The sequence below is a fragment of the bacterium endosymbiont of Bathymodiolus sp. 5 South genome (assembly GCF_900128535.1).
GTDB lineage: Bacteria > Pseudomonadota > Gammaproteobacteria > PS1 > Pseudothioglobaceae > Thiodubiliella.
On the sequence record NZ_FQTR01000019.1, the window covers coordinates 1 to 24,803 of the forward strand.

26 protein-coding genes and 3 tRNA genes are annotated in these 24,803 nt (G+C 38.6%); 12 read left to right on the forward strand and 17 right to left on the reverse strand.

The features are described 5' to 3' along the window. The 5 genes from BBROOKSOX_RS03410 to BBROOKSOX_RS03430 all read right to left on the reverse strand — a co-directional run. On the reverse strand, nucleotides 1–124 hold a 124-nt coding region (locus BBROOKSOX_RS03410), incomplete at its 3' end, for a GTP-binding protein (RefSeq protein ID WP_237731611.1). 24 nt (nucleotides 125–148) lie between these two features. After that, the gene (gene fusA, locus BBROOKSOX_RS03415; RefSeq protein ID WP_139659768.1) at nucleotides 149–2,251 is read right to left on the reverse strand and encodes an elongation factor G; all 2,103 of its coding nucleotides are present in this window, start codon (nucleotides 2,249–2,251) and stop codon (nucleotides 149–151) included. A gap of 18 nt (nucleotides 2,252–2,269) precedes the next feature. Beyond that, nucleotides 2,270–2,737, reverse strand: a complete 468-nt coding sequence (gene rpsG, locus BBROOKSOX_RS03420; RefSeq protein ID WP_010646273.1) for a 30S ribosomal protein S7 — start codon at nucleotides 2,735–2,737, stop codon at nucleotides 2,270–2,272. 28 nt (nucleotides 2,738–2,765) lie between these two features. After that, nucleotides 2,766–3,140, reverse strand: coding sequence for a 30S ribosomal protein S12 (gene rpsL / locus BBROOKSOX_RS03425; RefSeq protein ID WP_010646275.1), 375 nt, complete (start codon nucleotides 3,138–3,140; stop codon nucleotides 2,766–2,768). Between the two features lie 116 nt (nucleotides 3,141–3,256). Then, complete coding sequence (locus BBROOKSOX_RS03430; RefSeq protein ID WP_257607751.1) at nucleotides 3,257–3,814, reverse strand: low molecular weight protein-tyrosine-phosphatase; 558 nt, start codon at nucleotides 3,812–3,814, stop codon at nucleotides 3,257–3,259. 142 nt (nucleotides 3,815–3,956) lie between these two features. Between BBROOKSOX_RS03430 and BBROOKSOX_RS03435 the strand changes: the two genes are divergently transcribed. After that, on the forward strand, nucleotides 3,957–4,952 hold the full coding sequence (locus BBROOKSOX_RS03435; RefSeq protein ID WP_139659787.1) for a KpsF/GutQ family sugar-phosphate isomerase: 996 nt from the start codon (nucleotides 3,957–3,959) through the stop codon (nucleotides 4,950–4,952). Nucleotides 4,953–4,972: 20 nt separating this feature from the next. Here the strand turns inward: BBROOKSOX_RS03435 and BBROOKSOX_RS03440 are convergent, their stop codons facing one another. From BBROOKSOX_RS03440 to BBROOKSOX_RS03450, 3 genes are read right to left on the reverse strand one after another with little or no spacing between them, the layout of a single operon-like run. Beyond that, the gene (locus BBROOKSOX_RS03440; RefSeq protein ID WP_257607752.1) at nucleotides 4,973–6,100 is read right to left on the reverse strand and encodes a HupE/UreJ family protein; all 1,128 of its coding nucleotides are present in this window, start codon (nucleotides 6,098–6,100) and stop codon (nucleotides 4,973–4,975) included. After that, complete coding sequence (locus BBROOKSOX_RS03445; protein WP_139659770.1) at nucleotides 6,101–6,850, reverse strand: DUF4395 domain-containing protein; 750 nt, start codon at nucleotides 6,848–6,850, stop codon at nucleotides 6,101–6,103. It lies immediately after the preceding gene. Nucleotides 6,851–6,855: 5 nt separating this feature from the next. Beyond that, nucleotides 6,856–8,745: a 5'-nucleotidase C-terminal domain-containing protein gene (locus BBROOKSOX_RS03450; protein ID WP_139659771.1), complete on the reverse strand. Its 1,890-nt coding sequence runs from the start codon at nucleotides 8,743–8,745 to the stop codon at nucleotides 6,856–6,858. 128 nt (nucleotides 8,746–8,873) lie between these two features. Between BBROOKSOX_RS03450 and BBROOKSOX_RS03455 the strand changes: the two genes are divergently transcribed. Further along, nucleotides 8,874–10,298: a UDP-N-acetylmuramoyl-L-alanyl-D-glutamate--2,6-diaminopimelate ligase gene (locus tag BBROOKSOX_RS03455; protein ID WP_139659772.1), complete on the forward strand. Its 1,425-nt coding sequence runs from the start codon at nucleotides 8,874–8,876 to the stop codon at nucleotides 10,296–10,298. Between the two features lie 115 nt (nucleotides 10,299–10,413). Then, complete coding sequence (locus BBROOKSOX_RS03460; RefSeq protein ID WP_139659773.1) at nucleotides 10,414–11,298, forward strand: Fic family protein; 885 nt, start codon at nucleotides 10,414–10,416, stop codon at nucleotides 11,296–11,298. Between the two features lie 92 nt (nucleotides 11,299–11,390). Here the strand turns inward: BBROOKSOX_RS03460 and BBROOKSOX_RS03465 are convergent, their stop codons facing one another. Further along, nucleotides 11,391–11,939, reverse strand: a complete 549-nt coding sequence (locus BBROOKSOX_RS03465) for a porin family protein (RefSeq protein WP_139659774.1) — start codon at nucleotides 11,937–11,939, stop codon at nucleotides 11,391–11,393. 139 nt (nucleotides 11,940–12,078) lie between these two features. Between BBROOKSOX_RS03465 and BBROOKSOX_RS03470 the strand changes: the two genes are divergently transcribed. The 5 genes from BBROOKSOX_RS03470 to BBROOKSOX_RS03490 all read left to right on the forward strand — a co-directional run bounded on the left by BBROOKSOX_RS03470 (nucleotide 12,079) and on the right by BBROOKSOX_RS03490 (nucleotide 14,435). After that, the gene (locus BBROOKSOX_RS03470) at nucleotides 12,079–13,329 is read left to right on the forward strand and encodes a UDP-N-acetylmuramoyl-tripeptide--D-alanyl-D-alanine ligase (RefSeq protein WP_139659775.1); all 1,251 of its coding nucleotides are present in this window, start codon (nucleotides 12,079–12,081) and stop codon (nucleotides 13,327–13,329) included. A gap of 145 nt (nucleotides 13,330–13,474) precedes the next feature. Continuing rightward, nucleotides 13,475–13,551: transfer RNA gene (locus BBROOKSOX_RS03475), tRNA-Arg, on the forward strand. Nucleotides 13,552–13,614: 63 nt separating this feature from the next. Further along, complete coding sequence (gene pgsA / locus BBROOKSOX_RS03480) at nucleotides 13,615–14,199, forward strand: CDP-diacylglycerol--glycerol-3-phosphate 3-phosphatidyltransferase (protein WP_010646299.1); 585 nt, start codon at nucleotides 13,615–13,617, stop codon at nucleotides 14,197–14,199. 29 nt (nucleotides 14,200–14,228) lie between these two features. Further along, nucleotides 14,229–14,304: transfer RNA gene (locus tag BBROOKSOX_RS03485), tRNA-Gly, on the forward strand. A gap of 57 nt (nucleotides 14,305–14,361) precedes the next feature. Next, nucleotides 14,362–14,435: transfer RNA gene (locus BBROOKSOX_RS03490), tRNA-Cys, on the forward strand. Nucleotides 14,436–14,505: 70 nt separating this feature from the next. Here BBROOKSOX_RS03490 and BBROOKSOX_RS03495 read toward each other — a convergent pair. From BBROOKSOX_RS03495 to efp, 8 genes are read right to left on the reverse strand one after another with little or no spacing between them, the layout of a single operon-like run. Continuing rightward, nucleotides 14,506–14,940, reverse strand: coding sequence for an RDD family protein (locus BBROOKSOX_RS03495; protein WP_139659776.1), 435 nt, complete (start codon nucleotides 14,938–14,940; stop codon nucleotides 14,506–14,508). Between the two features lie 10 nt (nucleotides 14,941–14,950). Further along, a complete protein-coding gene (locus BBROOKSOX_RS03500) occupies nucleotides 14,951–16,147 on the reverse strand; it encodes an argininosuccinate synthase (protein ID WP_139659777.1) in 1,197 nt (398 codons plus the stop codon). Beyond that, nucleotides 16,140–16,550: a DUF2914 domain-containing protein gene (locus BBROOKSOX_RS03505; protein ID WP_139659778.1), complete on the reverse strand. Its 411-nt coding sequence runs from the start codon at nucleotides 16,548–16,550 to the stop codon at nucleotides 16,140–16,142. The genes BBROOKSOX_RS03500 and BBROOKSOX_RS03505 overlap by 8 nt, the downstream gene beginning before the upstream one ends. After that, the gene (locus tag BBROOKSOX_RS03510; protein ID WP_180323832.1) at nucleotides 16,547–16,711 is read right to left on the reverse strand and encodes a hypothetical protein; all 165 of its coding nucleotides are present in this window, start codon (nucleotides 16,709–16,711) and stop codon (nucleotides 16,547–16,549) included. Before BBROOKSOX_RS03510 ends, BBROOKSOX_RS03505 begins: the two co-directional genes overlap by 4 nt. Before the next feature lie 35 nt (nucleotides 16,712–16,746). After that, nucleotides 16,747–17,187 (reverse strand): YcgN family cysteine cluster protein, encoded by a 441-nt coding sequence (locus BBROOKSOX_RS03515; RefSeq protein WP_139659779.1) that lies wholly within the window; start codon nucleotides 17,185–17,187, stop codon nucleotides 16,747–16,749. Next, nucleotides 17,184–18,605, reverse strand: a complete 1,422-nt coding sequence (locus tag BBROOKSOX_RS03520) for a tetratricopeptide repeat protein (protein WP_180324242.1) — start codon at nucleotides 18,603–18,605, stop codon at nucleotides 17,184–17,186. Before BBROOKSOX_RS03520 ends, BBROOKSOX_RS03515 begins: the two co-directional genes overlap by 4 nt. After that, entirely contained in the window at nucleotides 18,602–19,483 is an 882-nt protein-coding gene (epmA, locus tag BBROOKSOX_RS03525; protein WP_139659781.1) for an EF-P lysine aminoacylase EpmA, read from the reverse strand. Before epmA ends, BBROOKSOX_RS03520 begins: the two co-directional genes overlap by 4 nt. Beyond that, a complete protein-coding gene (efp, locus tag BBROOKSOX_RS03530) occupies nucleotides 19,461–20,024 on the reverse strand; it encodes an elongation factor P (protein ID WP_139659782.1) in 564 nt (187 codons plus the stop codon). The genes epmA and efp overlap by 23 nt, the downstream gene beginning before the upstream one ends. Before the next feature lie 140 nt (nucleotides 20,025–20,164). Between efp and BBROOKSOX_RS03535 the strand changes: the two genes are divergently transcribed. From BBROOKSOX_RS03535 to BBROOKSOX_RS03550, 4 genes are all read left to right on the forward strand, one after another. Then, entirely contained in the window at nucleotides 20,165–21,601 is a 1,437-nt protein-coding gene (locus BBROOKSOX_RS03535; RefSeq protein ID WP_139659783.1) for an ATP-binding protein, read from the forward strand. A gap of 134 nt (nucleotides 21,602–21,735) precedes the next feature. Next, the gene (sucC, locus tag BBROOKSOX_RS03540) at nucleotides 21,736–22,908 is read left to right on the forward strand and encodes an ADP-forming succinate--CoA ligase subunit beta (RefSeq protein ID WP_139659784.1); all 1,173 of its coding nucleotides are present in this window, start codon (nucleotides 21,736–21,738) and stop codon (nucleotides 22,906–22,908) included. Beyond that, nucleotides 22,905–23,774 carry a succinate--CoA ligase subunit alpha gene (sucD, locus tag BBROOKSOX_RS03545; RefSeq protein WP_139659785.1) on the forward strand — a complete coding sequence of 290 codons (870 nt, stop codon included), beginning with the start codon at nucleotides 22,905–22,907 and terminating at the stop codon, nucleotides 23,772–23,774. Before sucC ends, sucD begins: the two co-directional genes overlap by 4 nt. Then, nucleotides 23,771–24,541 carry a hypothetical protein gene (locus BBROOKSOX_RS03550; RefSeq protein ID WP_139659786.1) on the forward strand — a complete coding sequence of 257 codons (771 nt, stop codon included), beginning with the start codon at nucleotides 23,771–23,773 and terminating at the stop codon, nucleotides 24,539–24,541. The genes sucD and BBROOKSOX_RS03550 overlap by 4 nt, the downstream gene beginning before the upstream one ends. Nucleotides 24,542–24,803: the final 262 nt, after the last annotated feature.

Sequence of the window (24,803 nt, forward strand, 5' to 3'; positions counted from 1 at the left end):
CACCATTCGCCTCAGCCATAACCTTAGTTATTGCTGCTGTTAAAGTTGTTTTACCGTGGTCAACGTGGCCGATTGTACCTACATTGACATGGGGTTTGGTTCTTTCGAATTTTTCTTTTGACATATTATTACTCCTGAGTACTTTGTGTTATTTGTTTAATTTTTCGATGACATCATCGGCAACATTTTTCGGTGCTGCGGTATACTTCGAAAATTCCATTGAATAACTTGCACGACCTTGCGTTGCAGAACGAAGGTCATTTGCATAACCAAACATTTCTGCTAATGGAACATCTGCTTTTAATTGCTTGCCATTAGGCAGGTCTTCCATCGCACCCACCAGACCACGGCGTCTGTTTAGATCACCCATTACATCACCCATATATTCTTCAGGGGTAACAATTTCAACGGCCATCATTGGCTCAAGTAGCTGTGGATTTGCCATTCTAACACCTTCGCTCAAACACTTGGATGCGGCAATCTTAAATGCCATTTCATTTGAGTCAACATCATGATAAGAACCATCATAAACAGTCACTTTCATATCAACCAATGGGAAGCCTGCTAGAACGCCGTTCTCCATTTGCTCTTGAATACCTTTGTTAACCGCAGGCACATATTCCTTAGGAATCACGCCACCTTTAATTTCGTCAACAAACTCATAACCCGTACCGGGCTCTTGTGGCTCAATGCGTAGATAAACATGTCCGTATTGACCACGACCACCTGATTGTTTGGCAAATTTATGCTGATGTTCAACCATTGTAGTAATCGCCTCACGATAGGCAACTTGTGGTGCACCAACATTACATTCAACATCAAATTCACGGCGCATACGATCAACAATAATATCTAAATGAAGCTCACCCATGCCCGCAATAATCGTTTGACCTGACTCTTCGTCACTTGAAACACGAAATGATGGATCTTCAGCAGCAAGTTTACCTAAGGCAATACCCATTCTTTCTTGATCAACTTTGGTTTTAGGCTCAACTGCTAAGGCGATAACGGGCTCAGGGAATTCCATTCTTTCTAATACGATTTTCTCTTTCATGTCACACAATGTGTCACCCGTGGTCACATCTTTAAGTCCAATCGCTGCCGCAATATCGCCAGCACGCACTTCTTTAATTTCATCGCGTTCGTTTGAGTGCATTTGCACCATACGACCGATACGCTCTTTCTTGCCCTTGGACGAATTGTAGACAAAATCACCTGCCTTTAACACACCAGAATATACACGGAAGAATGTCAGTGTACCTACAAATGGGTCAGTTGCAATCTTAAATGCTAATGCTGAAAATGGCTCATCATCGTCAGCCTTTCTAGGCGCTTTGGTTTCATCTTTATCGTCCAAAATACCTTCAATTGCATCCACATCTAGTGGTGATGGCATATACATAATGATTGCATCTAATGCTGCCTGTACGCCTTTATTCTTAAAAGCCGAACCACAAAACATTGGAATAATATGATTACCAATACACTGAGAGCGAATACCTGCTTTAATTTCATCAGCTGATAATTCACCACCTTCCAAATATTTTTCCATTAACTCATCATTGGCTTCTGCGGCAGATTCAATCATAAATTCACGCTTTTCATCTGCTAAATCTTGCAACTCTGCTGGAATATCCTTAGTTTCATAAGTCGCGCCTTGGTCTGCTTCATTCCAATAAATGGCTTTCATGGTGATTAAGTCAACCACACCTTTAAAGTCTTCTTCAGCACCGATGGCAATTTGCATTGGTACTGGATTTGCACCTAGACGAACTTTAATTTGCTCACAAACACGCAAAAAATCAGCGCCCGCTCTGTCCATTTTATTAACAAAACCAATTCTTGGTACATTGTATTTATTGGCTTGGCGCCAAACAGTCTCAGACTGAGGCTCTACACCACCCACCGCACAAAATAAAGCCAGTGCACCATCTAATACTTTAAGAGAACGCTCAACTTCAATGGTAAAGTCAACATGTCCCGGAGTGTCAATAATATTGATACGATGCTCTTCAAACTGCTCGTCCATACCTTTCCACATACAAGTCGTTGCTGCAGAAGTAATCGTAATACCACGCTCTTGCTCTTGCTCCATCCAGTCCATGGTTGCACCACCATCATGGACTTCACCAATTTTGTGAGTACGGCCTGTGTACAAAAGTACGCGTTCAGTAGTAGTTGTCTTACCAGCATCAATGTGTGCCATAACACCGACATTACGATAGCGACTTAGGGGGTGATTTCTTGCCATTTTCTTAAATCCTTAAATTTACCAGCGGAAGTGAGCAAACGCTTTGTTTGCTTCTGCCATTCTATGCGTATCTTCTTTTTTCTTAAATGCGGTGCCGCGGTTTTGAACTGCGTCCAATACTTCACCTGCCAATCTTAATTTCATACCTTTTTCACCACGCTTGCGTGAGGCTTCAATAATCCAACGCATTGCCAAGGCAATTTTACGCTCAGACCTGACTTCCACAGGCACTTGATAGGTTGAACCACCCACACGACGAGATTTAATCTCAACTGCTGGCCCAATATTATCTAGTGCTTGTTTGAAAGTCTCAATTGGCTCGGCATTGCCTTTAGACTCAATTGTGTCTAATGCATCATAAACGATCTTCTCAGCTACAGATTTTTTGCCATCTAACATTAAGATGTTGACAAACTTAGCCAATACTAAATCACCAAACTTCGGATCTGGTAGGATTTCTCTTTTAGGTGCGGATCTTCTTCTCATAGTTGTATTTCTCTTGTTTTAAATAAGTTTATTTCTTTGGTTTTTTAGTGCCATATTTTGAACGACCTTGCATTCTGCCATCAACACCAACCGTATCTAATGCGCCACGAACGGTATGGTAACGAACACCAGGTAAATCTTTAACACGACCACCACGAATCAAAATCACTGAGTGCTCTTGTAAGTTGTGTCCTTCACCACCAATATAAGTCGTAACTTCAGCAGCGTTGGTTAGTCTAACACGAGCAACTTTTCTGAGTGCTGAGTTAGGTTTCTTAGGTGTTGTGGTATAGACACGAGTACATACACCACGCTTTTGTGGGCAACTGTCTAATGCTGGCACACCACTTTTTGTCATCTTCTTTTTGCGTGGATTACGCACTAATTGATTAACTGTTGACATAAATATTGTTCTCCAAAAATCTCTAAATAATTTTCATTAATATTAATCACTCTTATGTTTGTTAGAGCAATAAAGGGCGTGATTATACTGTGTTGGATAATTCTAGTCAATATGTTTTATGTTTTTTTTACCAACTTACCCAACAAAAAACTACTGGCACGATTTAGCATCTCAAATACCTCATCAAAACGCCCTTCAAAATATGGGTCAGGCACACCTTTGCCCTTATTTTTTGGAATATTATCAAGCATTAAAGCAAGCTTATGCTGATGCTCTGGTGGGCAAATATCTTGCAAGTCCATTAAATTACTACCATCCATCGCAAAAATATAATCATAATGATAAAAATCTGACTCATGCACTTGTCTGGCACGCTGGCTAGATAAATCCACATTGTATTGATGTGCTGCAACTTGGGAGCGAGAATCAGGTTGCTCACCAATGTGATAGGCATGTGTTCCTGCTGAATCAATCTCAAACAAATCTTGCACACCCCGCTTTTGCATTTGCGAGTGAAAAGCACCTTCAGCAGTTGGTGAGCGACAAATATTACCCATACAAACAAATAAAATTTTAGTTTTTTCCTTACTCATTACAATATAACTTAGATAAAATTCACTATTAGAGACCTTTGCATAAATAGGGATGATTAGTAAAATCCAATTTTTGCCCAATTGGCGATTTTTTAAACCTTGTCCTAGCAGGGCTAAGGCTGGGTTTAAAAAATCACCAAGTGGGTGAAAAGTGGGTTTTTGATGATTGTTCCTATTTATGCAAAGGTCTCCATTATATCAACTAAATATGTCCACTTACTCTATGCCAAATAATTTATTAAATTCTGCCAAGTCAGTTATTCTTACCGAAGCACAAGCCCTTACTCAACTAGCCGAGAAACTTGACCAAAGTTTTGTAGATGCTTGTACACTTATTCAAAACTGCACAGGCAAGGTTATTTTAATTGGTATGGGTAAATCAGGACATATTGGTAATAAGATTGCTGCAACTTTTGCCTCTACTGGCACACCCGCTTTTGCAGTACATCCTGCTGAAGCAGGGCACGGTGATTTGGGTATGATTGAACAAAATGATATTGCTATTTGCATTTCTTATTCGGGCGAATCTGATGAAATTATGACGCTTGTCCCAGTCATTAAACGCCTTGGCGTTACTATTATCGGTATGACGGGCAACAAAGATTCTGCTATTGCAAAGATCAGCAATGTCCATTTAGATGTTGGCGTAGAAAAAGAAGCTTGCCCGCACAACTTAGCACCCACCTCATCCACCACAGTGGCGTTAGCCATGGGCGATGCTTTGGCAATCAGTTTGCTAAATAACAAAGGCTTTAGTCCAGATGACTTCGCCCGCTCTCACCCTAGTGGTGCACTTGGCAGACGCTTACTAACTTTTGTTAATAGCGTTATGAAAACTGGCAACGATGTGCCTATCGTAAGTAGCAATACCCAATTATTAGACGCCTTATTAATAATGAGCCAAAAGGCACTCGGTATGGTGTTAATTACTCATGGTAAGACTCTACAAGGTATTTTTACTGATGGTGACCTGCGCCGTGTACTAGAAACACTAGCACCAAACAGCAACTCTCTAGAAGGGCAACAAAATATTCAAGACATTACCATCGGCGCAGTGATGACTAAAAATTGCAAATCCATCTCAGCCGACAAACCTGCAATGGCAGCAGTGGCAATGATGGATGAATTTAATCTAAATTCACTGCCTGTGGTTGATAAAAATAATCAGGTCGTTGGTGCTATCAACACTCACACCCTAATGCAAGCAAAAATTATCTAATAGGAGGCGTGGTAGAATTATTAGCCAATAATTCGTTCTATGCCCCACCAAACTCCAATTAAAGAAATAACAATTGAGGTTGGGACAATGGCTATTTTTTTATAATTTAAATTCAGTGATTTTATGAAAAATAAAAGTAATACCACGCTTGACACAATCATAATTTGTGCCAATTCAACACCAATATTAAAACTGATTAATGTGGTCAAAAAGTTGTCTGCCGACATTTTAAAACTTTTTAACATACTCGCAAAACCTAGCCCATGCACCAATCCAAATAAGAACACAATGATACTTTTTCGCTTGATAGACGGGTTGGGTAATAAATTTTCAATTGCCACATAAGCAATTGAAAAAGCAATCAGTGGCTCAATGATTCGCCCTGATATTTCTACGATACCAAGCATTGCCAAACCCAATGTTAAAGTATGCGCTAGTGTAAAAGTACTGACCAATAACAACAGTCGTCGCCACATCAATGAAGACAATGCCATGCCAATAATAAATAGAATATGATCCCAACCTAATGGAATAACATGGTCAAAACCAATACTGACAAATTTTAGCATTCTTTGCATGGTTGTTATTGGTTCTGGGTGGTTAATATCAATCACCCCACTGGTTGCGCCATTGCGCAACCACCACCATTGACTCCAGTTATATTCATTTTTTTCAAACACTTGGTAACGCAAAGCACTGTCACCGTAGTCCTTGTTGTATTGCCATGACAAAGTTTTTGGCCGTTCTTGAAGTTGTGTGGTGTAAGTAAGTAGGGTTTTTCTGGGGCGTTTTTTGTAGCCTACAATATCTATTTTAATATTTCCTAAATGCAAGTTTTGCACTTGATGATTAATATTTAGCTGGAGTTCGTTTAAAAATTTCGTCTCAAAATTTTTAAAACGCTGGCGTAAAACTTCAGGTGCTAACGCACGCAATTCGTCATACTCAGCTGCGGTTGGTGCATCAGTGGTGTTTTTATATTGTGTACCAATACCTGTCATTGCCGCCTCAAGACTAAGGTCAATAACAACTTCAACTTTTTTATCAGGATAGATGGAGATTTCCACCAAAGCGGGTTTGACCACATCTGCGATTGACACGCCTATCAACAAGAAAAATAAGGCGAGAGACTTTAACAGTCTTAGCATTTAGGTCTTATTTTTCTTGTCTAGTTTTGTTTGCTTCTTGCGTTTTATTTCATCCCAATCAATGTTATCACAAGCTTCGCAATGACGATTAACAAGGCCTGCATGCGCTAATATTGCATAAAGTTTACAACCTGCACAATAACCGATAATTGCCTCTAACCACATAAATAACAAACATATCCATACTAAATTCAACGCCAACCAAGAAGGCACATAATTTTCATCAACAGGGATACTGGTACCCAGTAAACTGTTTACCCATGATGCCACTGCATCTGGATTAAAAAACACGATACATACAGAAATAAAACTCGCGCCCATTAGCCATGCACAACGCTTTGGTCCAAGTGGCTTCCACACAGGATCTTTGCCCAGTGTCAAAAAGCTTGACAATAAAATAGTCGGCGAAAACCTAGAACCGATAATCGATAAACTTAATAGCATTTCAAACAAAGCATAAATAAGTAGTTTGGTTTGGAATGAATAATCATAAACTCTTCTTGTTGCTTCCACTTGATAAACGATTTGATCCTCCCAATTAGTTTCAAATGTATCCATTGCAATCGTATTTTCTGCCACAACCCAATGCGGACCATACACTACGCTAATTAAAGTAAATACCATATAAATTGGAATAATCAACAAAATACCAGCACGCACACGCACAGCAGCATCATTGATGTGTATCGCCTCCTCTTGTAGATCTCGAAACCAAAGGTTCTTGAAGGTATTTTTAATTAAAACTACCATACAATTTAAATAATTTTTCCTGCATAGTTTTCAATGCCTGGATTATTTTTCACACCTTTAATCGTTGGATGATTTACCTTTTTAAGGTTAAGATGTTTTTGTTTGCGTAAGTAATCTGCTGCCACATCCCACATCAAACGCCCATTACCCACCGAACCAACTTGTGCCCAACCAGATACTTTATAAGATTTATTTGCATCAATAGGTGTACCTTCATCATCAACAATATTACTAATACGATTGCCTAAACTTTGTGCAGGGTCAATGGTGTAATCCAGCCCACCCATACGCACCATGTCGCCACCTGACTGCAGATAAGGGTCTTGCACAAATAAATTTTCAGCAATACCTTCTAAGGTCTCTTTCAACTGTGAGCCTTTTAATTCAGTCACATAAGTTTCACCATAAGTCATTGAAGTATTGGTCATTAAGTCTTCCATAGTAACATCATACCCTGCTGGTACTGATGTACCCCAACGCACACCCGCTGACATTGCAAAATCCGCATCGTGCTCCTCGCGTAGTGAATTAACCAATACTTGATCCCAAGTACCCATAAAATTACCACGACGATAAAGGGTTTGTTCAGTGGTACAAAGTTTTTCAGTCAAAATTGTATCAAAAGTTTTGCCTACACGATCTGGGTTGTTGCTCATCGTACTGCTGCGTGCTTCAACCACATTTTTATCGTATTTAGTTTGACGCATCTTGTCAATATATGACACAACTGTGGCATCAGGTTTAATTAAGTTGGTAATAATCGGTAGCATTTTGTAGTTATAACCTATCACTTTATGATCTTTAATGTCCAAATCCATCACACCAATATACTTACCCGAACAACCTGCGTTGGTAACCACGGTAACACCGCCTGAATTTTTCACTTCAATCGGTTTTGGCATACCGTCATGCGTATGTCCACCAAAAATAGCATCAATACCGACCACGCGCGATGCCATCTTAATATCCACATCCATACCATTATGAGAAATTACAATCACCGCATCTGGCTTCTCATTTTCACGAATATCAGCCACTAATTCAGCCATTTCATCTTCACGCAAGCCAAATGACCAGTCTGGGAAAAAGTATTTTTGTGGATTTGCATTGGATGTTCTAGGGAATGCTTGACCAATGACTGCGATGCGATGTCCGCCCACATTTTTAATCACATAAGGTTTGAATGGCAGTGCATCATCTTCGTTGTAAAGCCCTCTGCCGTCATATTTTTCTGTCATGGAAATGTATTTATCACCCAACAAAGCGTCTTCTAAGATGCGCACATTTTGACCTAAAAAATCCCCTTTAAAAAAGCCAACATTCTTAAGTACTTCTTTTTCTTTATAAGTAAATTCCCAGTGTCCAACCATTACATCAACACCCAGCAGATTACAGGCTTCAACCATATCAGCACCGCGTGTCCAAAGTGAAGTACCTGAACCTTGCCAAGTGTCACCTCCGTCTAAGGTCAATGTATTTTGTACACCGCCTGCACTTTCTCTAAGTGAATCCAGTACAGTTTTGATTTGCCCAAAACCCCCTGTTTTGCCGTATTTAGCCGCAAGATCTTCAAAGTTGTTATAAGTAAAAGCATAAGCTTCTGGCGAACCGGGTTTAACACCAATTTCTTTGAGTAATTTATTGCCCACCACATGTGGTAACTGCCCAAAAGTAGATCCAAAACCAAGGTTTACATTCGGCTCACGAAAATAGTTCGGCAACAAATTACCATGGGTATCGGTAATATGCAAAATACGCGCATTACCTGTCTTTGCGACTTCATACCTATTGTCTTGAGAAGACAATTTATCGGCATTATTACCACAACCACCAATCAAACCTGCTGCCGAACCAGCGCCCAATACCTTGATAAACTCTCTACGCGTTAAAGCCATTTTGCCCTTCTTGAAATAATAAAGGTTCGAAATTCTACTCTATCTCAACATAAATTACAAAACTATCAGTAGATTATAATATTCTTAAATAGTCTGTTATTTACCGAACTTCTCTTATAATACCCCACATGAATATTCAAAAACTCCTTCACAATATCACGCCGACTAATTTTGACTTTGTTGTTCAAGGTTTATGTCTCAATTCACAGCAAGTGCAAGATGGCGATGTCTTTGTTGCCTTACAAGGCACAACAGGTCATGGTACAGACTACATTGAACAGGCTATTGACAAAGGATGTGTGTGTATATTAATTGATTCAAAAGACATTGAATGTGGTGTGCCTACCATTCGTATTGACGACCTATCCACACACTTAGTTGCCTTAGCACAACAGATGTATGTGGATGCTTTAAAGGTAGATGTAATTGGTATTACTGGTACGAATGGTAAAACTTCAGTGGCTTGTTTTATCTCACAATTATTAGCACACTTAGACATCAAAAATGGACTCATTGGCACACTTGGCATTAGTCATTCTAATCAACATTCTGAGCAAACCACGCCTGATATTTTGACTCTGTATCGTACATTGGATGGTTACAGGAAAGATGGTATTAAAACAGCTGTGCTAGAAGTATCATCACATGGCATTGACCAAGACAGAATTGCGGGACTGCGTATCACCCACGCAGTATTTACCAACCTCACACAAGACCATTTAGATTATCACCAAGATTTGAAAACTTACCAACAAACCAAAGCGCGATTGTTCTCATTAGCCAGTGTCCAATTTGCGATTCTTAATCGCGATGACACACATTATGCTGATTTCTTAGTCGCTGCCAAAGGCAAGGAAATTATCGATTTTGGTTTGGATGATTTTGATGATATTCGACCAACCGAACAAGGCTTTTTAGTCACCTTACAACATCATATTTTTGAAGTGCCTTTTTTAGCTAAATTCAACTTACTGAATGTTTTATCAGCATTCAATACACTCAAAACCTTTGGATTTAAACCAGAAAAAATTATTCCATTGCTACACAAACTCAAACCGCCTTTAGGTCGAATGCAGAAAATTGACAATCATTTAATATGGATAGATTACGCTCACACACCAGATGCTATTGAGAATGCCATTTGCACCTTACAACAACATTACCCAACACACGACATTCGAGTGGTATTTGGCTGTGGCGGTAATCGTGACCAAGACAAACGCGCAAAAATGGGTAAGATTGCATCCAAACACGCCAACACACTTATTTTGACCAACGACAATCCAAGAAATGAAGACCCTCAGGCTATTATTAATGATATCCTTGATGGTATTGACGACAGTTATGAAGTAGATATTACCCTAGACAGGCAACTCGCCATTGAAACAGCTGTGATCACTTTGGGTGACAATGAATGTCTACTCATTGCTGGGAAAGGTCATGAAACCACCCAAATATTCAGAGACAAAACCATCGAATCAAACGACAAAGACATTGTTCTCGCTGCCATTATTGAGGGTATAAGATTAAAAAAGTTAAAAAACCAGCAATAAAGACAAAAAACAACCTATAGCTTTGGATTTTTCATTTTATATTTAACTGTTATACTCTATATAATCATTAAAAATTATAAAATAAAACTGTTTTTAACGGTTATAATGGTAAATTATGGCAAAAACTTTAGAAATCTTTGAAAACATCCAGCGCCTTCGCAAGCGCTATTACCAAGTCTATCAAGGCAAGCAGGCCTTATTGGATTTAATTTCAGAAACCGAGGTTGGAGAGCAAGTTTATAACTCAAACGCCATCGAAAACTCGACGCTAACTCTAGGCGACACCGAAAAAGTTTTATTACAAATTGATTTAGATAAATATATTTCTGAGCGAGAATTATTTGAGGCAAAAAATCTTGCTAGAGTGGTGGACTATATTGACAAAAAAGCCACACAATCAGAACTCACTTTAGAAATTATTTTATCACTGCATCAAATGTTATTAGCCAATATTGATGATGACTCTGCTGGCAGATGGCGAAAAAAAGACGAATGGGTGCGTGTTGGCAATCATATTGCCATTGCCCCTGAAAAAATTATTACCGAATTACACAAAATATTAGCCACTTACTTTGCCACAAATAACGAACATATCATTAAGCGTATTACCCTATTTCACTTAAATTTCGAACAAATTCATCCCTTTATTGACGGCAATGGACGAATTGGCAGAGTGCTAAATAATTACCTACTGATGCGTGATGGCTTTGTACCGATTAACATTAAATTTATTGATAGGGCGGATTACTACACCGCCTTTAATGAATTTAACCAATCAGCAAAAACCAAGACTATGGAAAACATTATCGGCAAAGCACTCACCAATAGTTACCACAAACGCTTGGCATATTTAGAAGGCAAAGAAATTATCTCTTTAGTAGATTACGCCAAAAAATACCAAATATCACACTCTAACCTTATCAATAAAGCCAAACGCCAAACCATTGAAGCTTTTTCAGAAAAAGGTAAATGGAAAATTGCTGATGAAAACAACCAATAAACCACACTTATTAGTTTGACAATATTATAGCAACATCCATAAAAAAAGCCCCGTTTCTCACAAGGCTTTTTATAAAAGTTGTTTTTATTTATTTAAAAACCAAACAACAGGCTAGCACCAATATTATCCATATCAGTATTGCCCAAATTCATACGCTCAAACTCAACACGATATTTGATTGTCTCGTTAATTTTCCCATCTAGACCAACGCCATAAAATTCATGATTACCACTTGCACTTACATTTTCTTTGTTTTTAAAACTCCAATGATGCCAACCTAACTTCACAAAAGGTGAATAGCTTCCCTGCGGATTAAAATGATAAAGTCCGGTCACACCAAAACTTTTTCCAGATAGGGCATCTTCTTTTGTTGTTTTTGTGCCGTCTGCGGCTATGCTTGTATTCATAAACAAGTCTTTAGCAAAATTAGTATACTGCCCTTCAATCGACCAGTTGCTGTTCAAGCGCATTCCAATCAATGCTTTCCAATTATTTTTTTTGTATTCCGAAGTTTCGTCATAACTAGTGCTGATTTTCGATTGAGCCATACCTAAACCAAAATATATACCCTTGCTTTCTTTTGCATGAACTGATGTAGCGACTAAAACCGACAATGCAATTACCTTTAATTGTGTTTTCATTTTATTACCCCTTTATTATATTATTTTTAAAAAAACTAGTAGATAGTTTTCGGGCATGAATGATACCTAAAAAAAACTAACTATAGGTGGTTTTTTAAGGGAAAATGGAGAATACTCTAAAAATAGAGCAAACAAAATAATGTTATTATCTAACACACACACCATCGCTCAAATATTGAGCATTGATACAATTCACATAAACAATGTCACCTTTAAGGATGTTTGTACCGATACCAGAAAGCGTATGGATGGTGCATTATTTATTGCTTTGTGTGGGGATAATTTTGATGCACACGACTATGTAAAACAAGCGCAAAAAATGGGTGCGGTGGCACTACTGGTTAGTAAAAAAGTAAAATCAAGTTTGCCCACTTTGGTGGTGGAAAACACGCAAGATGCACTCAGCAAAATTGCCACTTGGCACTTGCACAATATTAAGCCAAAAGTGATTGCAATTACAGGCAGTAACGGCAAAACCACACTCAAGAATATGTTGAAAAATATTCTTCAATTAAAGGCACCTACTTTAGCGACTAAAGGCAATCTTAACAACCACCTCGGTGTGCCGATGACTTTGCTTAGATTAGCAGAAAAACACCAATACGCTGTCATTGAAATGGGGGCGAATCATTTGGGTGAAATTGCCCATCTGCGTGAGATAGCCAGCCCTGATATTGCCATAGTCACCAACACGCTTGATGCACATATCGGTGAGTTTGGTGGCTTTAATAATTTGGTTAAAGCCAAAGGTGAGATTTATTCAAACCACTCTAAAAATATTGTCAACACCCAAACTTCTTTTACAGGCGATGTTAGTTTTGGCGAGGGTGGTAATATTTTTGCTAGTAATATCAACAATAACAGTTTTGATCTAAATATTTTTGATAACAAAGTAACAGTAATCTTACAACTCCTTGGTAGGCACAATATTGATAATGCCTTAGCAGCCAGCGCCTGTGCTTACGCACTAGGAATTGATATTAAACTAATCAAACAGGGTTTAGAAAAAACACAAGCTGAAAAAGGCAGATTAAATATTATTCGAAAATCTAATTTAACCCTTATTGATGACTCTTATAATGCCAGTCCAAGTTCTAGTAAATATGCCTTGAAAGTGTTGAACAGTTTTACTGGTAAAAAAATTGCTGTGCTTGGGAAAATGGCAGAATTAGGCGATAAATCCGATGCCTATCACCGCCAAATTGGTGACTTTGCAAAATCATTGGATATTAATCAACTGTATAGTTTTCAATCCGACTATGGCGTACAAAACTTTAACAATGAAGCAGAACTACTGGCAACACTTAAACAACACACAGATTGCACCATTCTTTTCAAAGGCTCAAGGGTTGCAAAATTAGAGCAAATCATCAAAAAATTATGCGTATAATTTCTTACCTTGTTTAGAAATAAACAACACAGTAATTTACGCCTTATTTGTAATTTTTGTTTAGAGGCGTGAAATACAAAGCGTTTGATGTCAGTTAGTATTCTTTACACCTGACAGTAGTTTGAGCTTAATAAACAAAAATTTTGCGCCCGTGGCTCAACTGGATAGAGTACTCGGCTACGAACCGAGCGGTTGCAGGTTCGAATCCCGCCGGGCGCACCATATTTTAAAAAACCCTTGCGTAAATATGCAGGGGTTTTTTGTTTATACCGATAAGATATCTTTATGATGACAATACCAAATATTTTAACTTTATCAAGAATTGCGTTAATTCCGCTTTTTGTAGTTTTGTATTATTGTCAGCCTACTTATACAGATACACCGATATTCACTTGGATTAATTTTTCACTAACGGGTGTTTATGCTGCCATTAGCATGACAGATTATTTGGATGGATATTTGGCAAGAAAGCTAAATATGACTTCAAAATTAGGGGCTTTTTTAGACCCTGTTGCGGATAAATTAATGGTTTCAACAGCCTTAGTTTTATTGGTTGATTACTATCCTAGCAATACGCATTGGTATATTGGTGTTTGTGCGTTGATTATTATTTCTAGAGAAATTTTGGTGTCAGCACTGAGGGAATGGATGAGTACTGTTGGTCAACGCTCAACCATTAATGTTTCATTCATTGGCAAGGTAAAAACTTTTGTGCAAATTTTTGCCATTCTGTTTTTGCTTTATCAGCAGCCGTTCTTTGGGTTGCCAAGTTTCGAGATTGGCGTGTTCTTGTTATTTTCTGCAACTTTTTTAACTTTATACTCCGGATTAATTTATTTAAAAGAAGGAATAAAAACATTCAAATCCTAGCAAAAAACACATTATAATATATCGCTTATGCGGGAATAGCTCAGCTGGTAGAGCATCACGTTGCCAACGTGAATGTCGCGAGTTCGAATCTCGTTTCCCGCTCCAAATTTTAAAAGCCTGTGAGAACAGGCTTTTTTTTACTACTGCCTTTTTTACTACCTTGGCCGGATAGCAAAGCGGTTATGCAGGGGCCTGCAAAGCCTTACAGACCAGTTCGACTCTGGTTCCGGCCTCCAAAATACAAAAAACCCGAGCAATGCTCGGGTTTTTTTTGTTTTCTATTTCTTAAACTCTACTTTTTTAGAATCATTTTTTACGCTTCCGAATAACGACCGTTTTTGCTAATTTATCATGCCACCCTTGTTTTCTTTTATCAAACACCACCCAAATAATACCTATCATCAATATTGCCATTGCTGGAATATAGGCAAAATATCGCCCTATACTTTGCCCAACACTTAATTTTTCACCGGTATCGGCATCAACTACCTTTATATTTAATACCATTTTCCCAGGGGTGGCAGATTTATAAAGCCAAAACAATATGGTTGCAACAAATGGCAATACATAATTTATTAAAAAATCAGCAGAGCCTAAAATCAATCCCTCTCTTTTCCATGTTAAATCACCATATACCATCATTGTCAATGGCAGGAGGATTATACTAAGCAAGAAAACATCAATGAATGTTGCACCGACCCTTATCCAAAAACCTGCATATTCATATTCTTCATTATGCACTTCTATCTCCTTATTTCAAAGCCTTTAAGCGTAAACGCAATGCATTAAGCTTAATAAAACCCGCTGCATCTTTTTGGTCATAAGCACCCTCATCATCTTCAAAAGTAGCAATTTTTTCACTAAACAGTGAATTGTCAGATTGACGACCAACCACAATCACATTACCTTTGTAAAACTTCAAACGCACTTCTCCATTCACCACCGCTTGTGTTTGGTCAATAGCAGCTTGTAACATTTCACGCTCTGGCGCAAACCAAAAACCGTTATAAACCATATTGGCATATTTTGGCATCAGTTCATCTTTAAGGTGTGCTGCTTCTCTATCCAGCGTTAAACTCTCCATGGCTCGGTGTGCTTTTAGCATGACTGTTCCAGCTGGTGTTTCATAACAACCACGCGACTTCATGCCGACAAAACGATTCTCAACAATATCGTCACGACCGATACCGTGTGCACCTGCGCGCTGATTTAAATCTTCCATAACACTGGCTGGGCTCATTGTCTTACCATTAATAGCAACAATATCGCCTCTTTTATAGCTCAGTTCTACATATTCAGCTTTATCAGGGGCGTCTTCAGGCGATACCGTCCAACGCCACATATCCTCTTCTGGCTCCGCCCAAGGGTCTTCTAAAATATCACCCTCGTAAGAGATATGCAATAAGTTTGCATCCATTGAATAAGGGGATTTTTTATCTTGCTTTTGATAATCAATTTCAATACCGTGTTTTTGTGCATAATCCATTAATGATTCACGCGAAGACAAATCCCATTCACGCCATGGGGCAATGACTTGAATATTAGCGTCTAAGGCATAAGCATTCAGTTCAAAACGCACTTGGTCATTGCCCTTGCCCGTTGCACCGTGGCTGATGGCATCTGCATTCACTTGGTTAGCGATCTCAACCAATCGTTTGGAGATTAGTGGACGAGCAATAGAAGTGCCGAGCAAATATTCACCTTCATAAATAGCATTTGCACGAAACATTGGGAAGACAAAGTCCGCGGCAAATTCTTCACGCAAATCTTCAATATAAATTTCTTTAACGCCTGCGGCTTTTGCCTTAGCGCGCGCAGGTTCTACTTCTTCACCCTGTCCGATATTAGCCGTGAAAGTAACCACTTCACACTGATAAGTGTCTTGTAGCCATTTAACAATAATGCTGGTGTCTAATCCGCCTGAATAGGCAAGTACTACTTTATTCATCTTCTTTTTTATACTCAAATGTTTTTGTTAATAAAATTTGGTTATTTTGATTAATAACCTCAACCTTCCACTGCCCCGTCCATCTATGCCACAAGTTTTTACTTGACCATACACGCCAGCGATTACCCTTAATATCAAAATCAATCTCCGCCTTAACTTTGCCTTTATAAGACCAGCGATGGGTAATTTTATCGCCTTTTAAATGACGAATATTGGTAAAAAAATAGATTTTACCTAAAGAATTATCGGCTTCTGTTATTATATCAATAGGCGCTCTGTCTTTTACGGATTTAGCAAACACGGCTTGAGAAATATCTTCATGTGGCCACGCAGCAAATACAGTGCTTGCCAAAAATAGGCAGCTCAATATTAAGACTTTAAAAAAGTTGGTGTGATTATTCACAATAAATACTCCTTAGAGACTTTTGCATAAGTAGGAATGATTAGCAAAATGACAAGTTTTGCCGACTTGGTGATTTTATGAAATATAGTCATAGCAAAGCTATGACTGTGTTTTATAAAATTGTCAAGTTGGTGAAAAATGGTGTTTTGATGATTGTTCATATTTATGCAAAGGTCTCCTTAATAAAAACTTTGTGTTATTCTACCCAATTAATAACATGTTTATAAACTTCTTCTTGCGGAATTTCATCATCTCTATAAGTGCGTCCACGCACAGAAATTCCCGCTAAATGCACTGAATTTACATCACCACTAATCAGCGGATGCCAATCAAACAATGGCTTGTTCTCAGATAACAAGCGATAAGCACAAGTTGTTGGTAGCCATAAGAACTTCTTGCCCCAATTGGGATAAATGGTTAAACAATCTGGCACCTTTGATTGACGCATCTTGTAGTGTGGACATTGACAAGTTTCTTCATCAAGATAACGACAAGCCACATCGGTAAAATAAATTTCATTGGTGTCTTCGTCCTCAATTTTATGCAGGCAACAACGCCCACAACCATCACACAAAGATTCCCACTGTGTCCGCGTCATCTCGGATAAAGATAACTCCTGCCAAAATTTATCTTTCATGGCTGTTTATATTTACTGATATACGCCAAAATCTTCTTGCCTTCTTGGTTGCCTTGTTTGGCAGAAGAGGCAGCCCAAAAATACGCCGATTGATAATTCGCTTTAACGCCAATGCCTTTAAAATACATCATTGCTAAAGAATTTTGTGACTTTGCCGCGCCTTGTCTGGCTGATTTTTGCATTAATGTGAAAGCTTTTTTATCGTTTTTTGGCACTAATGCGCCAATACTGAACAAGATACTCAGGTTATGCTGTGCTATTGCGTTGCCTTTTTCAGCACTCAGCGTTAATTTTTTAATATTTTCATTGTCCGCTTTCATATTATCTAATAACGAACGCTTGATTGTTTTCACATCGGGTATTGTCGTAATAATAGGATTTTCTGTCGATTTAATCGGCAGTTTTACTAAAATTTTTCCTGTTTGCCTATCACCATCAGTCTTTTTATCGTTCGCTGTCTTATCATTAATCTGTTTTAAAAAAGATTCTGCCGATGCATGGCCTTGCTTAAAAGCCTTGTTATACCAATATTTTGCTTTGGTTAAATTTTGCTTAACTTGCAGGCTAGAATGATAAATGCGTGCCACCAAAAATTGCGCCTCAACATTACCTTTTTCAGCAACTATTAATGCCAATTTAAGCGCTTCAACATCGTCTTTCTCGCTTAAACGACCTTGATAATATAGTTGAGCCAAACGCAATTGTGCTTTAGTAAACTTTTGTGCTGCTGATTGTTGATACATCAACAATGCTTGAAAAAATTTGGCTTGACGCTCAAATAAATCGGCTAAATAATATTGTGCTTCGGCGTTTGACTGCACAGCTGCTACTTCATACCAATGTTGTGCCGCTGCCAAATCTTTTGCCACGCCTTCTCCCTTGTCATACAGTTTACCTAGTGCCAACTGAGCAGGTGCCAACCCAAGTTTGGCAGCCTTTGTATACCAATAACGAGCTTTCACATCATCAACTTCTACCCCTCTTCCAGAGTGATATATTGTGGCTAATTTATATTGTGCAGCTATAAAACCTTGTTGCGCTGCCTTTGCATACCAAAATATTGCCTGTTTTAAATTCTTCTCAGTACCAACCCCGCTATCATACAGTTCTGCCAAATTAAACTGCGCTGTAGAATAGCCAGATTCAGCAACTTGGGAATACCAATAAAACGCCAACTTCGTATCTTTTGTAACATTGATACCACGATGATACATTCTTGCCAAACTTAGTTGTGCTCTTATATTGCCACTTTTTGCATCCTTACTGAGTTGTGTTAGGATGGGTGTCGTTGGGGGTGGTTGCTCAGAGCGCCCTAGTTTTTGTTTAACGGTATTTTGCCCATCTGTAGGCTGAAAGAATTGCAAAGCACCTACATTTAAGCTCAACAATAATAAGAAGAATCGAATCATAATGCTCATTTTAACAGATTTGATAGTAATCGCTCTAACCCAATAGCAACCCCTGAACATTGTGGCAAGGAATTTTGCAGATTTGACAAAAAATCTTTATCAATAGCAACGGGTGTTTTGCCTAAAACCAAACGCTTATTAATTTCATACTCAAAACATTTTTGATAATCCTGTGCATCTTGTAATTCATCATAACCATTTGCCACCTCATCGCCATACATATACATCTCAAATCGAGATGCCACTTGCCCCTGTACTTTAGCTAAAGCAGATTGACTTGCGGGATAATCATAAATAAAACAAAGGGGGATTTTTTCCAGTTTTGGCTCACACAATGCAGTAAACAGCAAAATCTGTAAATCTTCAATCCATTCAAAATCAGGACATAAATCATGCGCTGTGGCAATTTTTTTTAAGCCATCAAAATCCGTCTTTAAAATATCAATATTAGCAAACTCGCTGAATGCTTGCGCATAAGACAACTGCATTGCAGGCCTAGTAAAGCCTAAGGATTTAAGCAAATCTGTCATGTCATCCATCAGTTGATGGATATCAAATCCTAAGCGATAATATTCTAACATTGTAAACTCGTTAAAATTCTGTATCCCTTGCTCATTATCACGAAACACTTGGCAAATCTGGTAAATATCCCCACTACCCTGTGCCAGTCGTTTCTTCATTTCTAATTCAGGCGAAGTGTGCAAATATTTTGATTTAAGTCCAATGTCCTTATTGACTTGCAATGCAATACTGTCAATATAAACATCGGTAACGGGATAGTCTAATAATTGAGGCGTACATACTTCAACAACCGCTCGCTCAGAGAAAAATTGCCGTATATTTGCTAAAAAACACCCATATTTTTTAAGTGCGTCCCGCATATTCATTTGTGCGTGTATCTACTTTGACTTTTTCACCAATACTAATAAATAAGGGCACCTGTACCACCACACCCGTATTCATCATCGCAGGTTTGCCACCTGTGCCCGCTGTATCACCTTTTAGCCCTGGGTCGGTATCTACCACTTCAAGCATCACATGGTTTGGCGGTGTCACTGAGATCGGGTTATCATTCCACAGCGTCACCACGCACATATCCTGCTCTACCAAATAACCCTTAGCATCATCCATAGCGCTGTCGTCAATCGCGTATTGTTCAAAAGAATCTGGATCCATAAAATTCCACTGACTGCCATCGTTATAAAGATATTGTAAATCTAGCTCCATCACATCCGCACCCTCTACAGATTCGCCAGATTTAAAAGTCTTTTCCAAAGTCTTGCCCGTTATCAAATCCTTGAGTTTAACTCGGTTAGACGCTTGCCCTTTGCCGGGCTTTCGAATCTCATTGCTGATAATCGAACAAGGGTTACCGCCTAACATAAGTTTTAAGCCATTTTTGAATTGACTGGTAGAGTAATTTGCCATTTTTAAAGAGACCAGAATAAATTAAAACATCCATTTTACTTAAACTATGTTAGATTTTGTTTGTAAAATAACCACAAATGATTGAAAACAGCCCTTGCTTGAAAAAGATTTAATGGAGGTGTGATTTAAAAATAAAAATTATGGAAAAACAAAGAGATATAGAATTAATAAACGCACTTCTAAATAACAAAGAAAACGAATGTTTAGAATTTAAGGGCAATAACACCGATCCCAAGGTAATTGGAAAATTATGTTCAGCATTATCCAATTCTGCTCGCATTCTTAACAAAGATCATGCTTATATTTTATGGGGGGTTTCTGATGATGGTCGTATTATCGGCACTAATTTTAATCCTAACGATGAAAACATAACAAAATTCAAATTATCTCAAGCATTAAATCCTTCTATACATTGTGATTTTAGATTAGTTACACACCAAGATAGCAATATTGTGATATTGGAAATCCCTGCAACAACCATAGCGCCAATTGAGTTTAATGGAACGGCCTATGTAAGAATTGGTAGCGCAACACCTAAATTATCAGATCATCTTGATAAGATGCGAATACTGATGAAAAATTTGCAGACCTATACTTGGGAACAGGAAGTCGCAAAACAGTTTTTAACTGCTGATGAAGTGTTAAGTTATCTTGCTTGCGAGGTTTATTTTAAATTGATTAGCCAAACCCCACCTCAAAATATTGATGAGAAATTGCAATATCTTGAGAAGGATAATATTGTTAAGAAAGATATAGGCAATAAATGGAATATTCTTAATCTGGGTGCATTATTGCTAGCCAATAATTTAAATGACTTTGGTGTATCTATTGCAAGAAAAGGGGTGCGCTTTACTGCTTACAATGGTGATAATAAGGCAGAGGTCGTTAGCCACAGAAAAGAGGGGTCAAGAGGTTACGCAATCGCCCTTGAAGGCTTGGTTACCTATATCAACGATTTATTACCAAATAGTGAAACCATTGGAGAAGTTTATCGTCAAACCAACGCACCTTTTCCAAAAATAGCAATTAGAGAAATTATTGCAAATGCATTAATTCATCAGGATATGACTATTACAGGTGCTGGACCTCAAGTTGAATTATTCAACAATCGTTTAGAAGTTACTAATCCAGGAAAATCGTTAAACGATATTGACAGAATAATTGACTTACCGCCTAGATCAAGAAATGAAGGATTGGCAGGACTTATGAGGCGTATGAAACTTTGCGAGGAGCAAGGAAGTGACATGGATAAGATTATTTATAGCGTAGAAGAGGCTCAATTACCTGCGCCAATATTTAGGACATATGATAACTCTACACAGGTGATTTTGTATGCCTATAGACCATTTTCAGATTTAACAACAGAAGAAAGAATTAGAGCTTGTTATCAACATGCAGTCATCAAATACATTAGTGGCAAGAAATTAAAAAATTCTGGTTTATGCACCAGATTTGGTGTTAAAAAAGGTAATGAGTCTCAAGTCACTAAAGTGATTAAAAATGCCTTATCAGAAGGATTAATAAAAATTGCTGATACAGAAAGCCCTAGAAGTGGATATTATCCATTTTGGGTATAAAATTTTCTTGACTGGTTCTTGATTTTTACCAAAAATATTATACATTTAAACTTAAAATACATTATAAATCAGTTATTTATATTAATATTATTTTCTTGACTGGTTCTTGACTCTGATTAAAAAAAATAAACATTATGCACATACACGAATATCAAGCTAAAACATTATTTAGCCGCAACAATATTAAAACACCCAAAGGGGTTTTAATTGCCAACACCAAAGAAGCAAGTAAGGCTTGCTCAGAGTTGGGTGGTGGTATTTGGGTGGTAAAAGCACAAGTACATGCAGGGGGTCGTGGCAAAGGTGGTGGTGTGATACTTTGTTATGATGTTGAAGCGGTGGAAAACGCTTGTGAAAAATTATTAGGCTCACAACTCATCACTCCACAAACCGATGCCAAGGGTTTACCCGTTAACCAGCTACTAATTGAGGCAGGGCAAAATATTAAACAAGAGCTGTATTTGGGTTTGCTGGTGGATAGACAAACACAAAAAATTACAGTTTTGGCATCACTTGAAGGTGGCATGGATATTGAAAAAGTTGCCAGTGAAACACCTGATAAGATTATTAAATTTGGCGTTGACCCACTTGGAACACTCAGCTTGCAAGATTGTGATTCTATCGCCCAGCAACTTAATCTTACAGAGATGTTAACTGAACAATTTAACCAAACCTTACTAAGTCTGTACGAAATTTTTACCACTAAAGACGCCAGTTTAATTGAAATTAATCCACTGATTGTTACAGTGGAAAATACTTTATTAGCACTCGATGGTAAGATTGATTTTGATGATAATGCCTTATATCGCCACGAAGATATCATAGAATTGCGTGACACTTCTCAAGAAGATGAAAAAGAAAAAGAAGCCGGCGAATATCAACTGAATTATATTTCGCTAGATGGCACCATTGGCTGCATGGTCAATGGTGCGGGGCTGGCCATGGCGACCATGGATTTGATTGAGCATCATGGCGGCTCTCCCGCTAACTTCTTAGATGTAGGTGGAGGCACAACTGCACAAAGGGTCGCTAAAGCCTTTGAGTTGATTCAGACTGAGGCAAATGTAGGTGGTGTCTTGGTGAATATTTTTGGGGGTATCGTGCGTTGTGATTTAATTGCTGAGGGTATTTTACAAGCCATTGAAAAGGTAGGGTTGAGTCTGCCTATTGTCGTGCGCTTGGAAGGCACAAATGCGCAACAAGGATTGGCATTATTAAGTGGGTCTAAATATAATATCTATACTGAGGCAGACTTAACTCAAGCTGCCATCAAAATTGTGGCATTATCTCAGGAGCAATCAAAATGAGTGTACTGATTAATAAAAACACCCGTGTCATTACTCAGGGTTTTACTGGCAAACAAGGCACTTTCCATTCAGAGCAATCTATTGCTTACGGCACACAGTTTGTTGGTGGTGTAACCCCTGGCAAAGGTGGACAAACACACCTAAACTTACCAGTATTTAACTCCGTTATTGAGGCGATGAATGAGACGGGCGCTGATGCTACGATGATTTATGTGCCGCCGCGTTTTGCCTACGCTTCAATTGTTGAGGCGATTGAGGCACAAATACCTGTGATCGCTTGTATCACTGAAGGCATCCCCGTGCAAGATATGCTTAAGATTAAAGCAATTTTAAAAGATTCAAACTCAACCTTGATTGGTCCAAATTGTCCTGGTGTGATTACCCCCGATGAATGTAAACTGGGTATTATGCCAGGCAATATTCACCAAATTGGTAGTGTTGGCGTGGTCTCTCGTTCGGGAACACTCACCTACGAAGCCGTGCATCAAACCACCCAAGCTGGGCTCGGTCAAAGCACTTGTATTGGCATTGGTGGCGACCCTATTAGTGGGATGAGTTTCATTGATTGTTTGGCATTATTTGAAGCCGATAAACAAACTAAGTCTATCATTATGGTTGGCGAGATTGGCGGCTGCGCTGAAGAAGAAGCGGCAGAATACATTCAATCCAATGTGTCAAAACCCGTGGTGTCTTATATTGCAGGACTCAGCGCACCAAAAGGCAAGCGTATGGGTCATGCAGGTGCCGTGATTAGTGGTGGCTCGGGCAGGGCAGAAGATAAAACCAAAGCCCTAAAAAATGCAGGCGTGGCTATTTCGCCAACCCCTGCAACCATGGGCGAAACCTTGCTAGATGTTTTGAAATGAAAAAACCCATTATTGTCTTAGGTATCGGCGAATTAGGTAGCGTATTTGCACGCGCCTTTTTAAAAAATAACCACCCTGTTTACCCCATCACCAGGGCCACTGATATTGACGAGTTGCGTTCGTTGATTGACCCTGAATTTATCTTGGTTTGCACGGGTGAAGCAGAGTTGCAATCCGCACTAAACACCATCCCCAGTGAATGGAAAGACCGCGTAGCAATGATGCAAAATGAGTTGTTACCACGCGATTGGGCGATACACGATTTTATTGATCCCACAGTGATTTCAGTGTGGTTTGAGAAGAAAAAAGGCATGGATTCTAAGGTGTTAATTTCTTCACCTGTATTTGGACCTAAAGCGCAAATTTTGGTAGCATCATTGGCACTGATTGATATTCCAGCACATGTGTTAACCTCTCAAGACGAATTATTATTCGAACTGGTCTTAAAAAATCTCTATATCCTAACCACCAATATTGCAGGTCTATTGATTGAAAAAGAGGCAACTGTTGAGGATTTACACAACCAGCACCCAAACTTAATGTGCAAAGTATCAAATGATATTCTATCCCTGCAAGCCCAGCTCACTGGGCAAACTTTTGATGCACAAAAATTAGAACAAAGCATAATACAAGCCTTCAAAGGTGATTTAACCCACAAATGCATGGGTAGATCCGCCCCCGCAAGACTAAAACGCACACTTGAATTAGCCAAATCGTTTAATTTATCTCTCCCGACCTTAGAAGATATCACCAGTCAAATTGTGTGATTTTCTAAAAAAATCACTCTCTGACTCTACTTGGCATAAGGCATATTTTTAACAAGGTTTTATAATAAAGAGTAGCGCTTATTCAAGGCGACCCCTTATTTATGATGCGCTGAAAAAGGGTAACACCACCTTGTTTGCCCTTATTCAAAAAAAGATTATTAGAGACCTTTGCATAAATAGGGATGATTAGTAAAATCCAATTTTTGCCCAATTGGTGATTTCTTTAAACCTTGTCCTAGCAGGGCTAAGGCTGGGTTTAAAA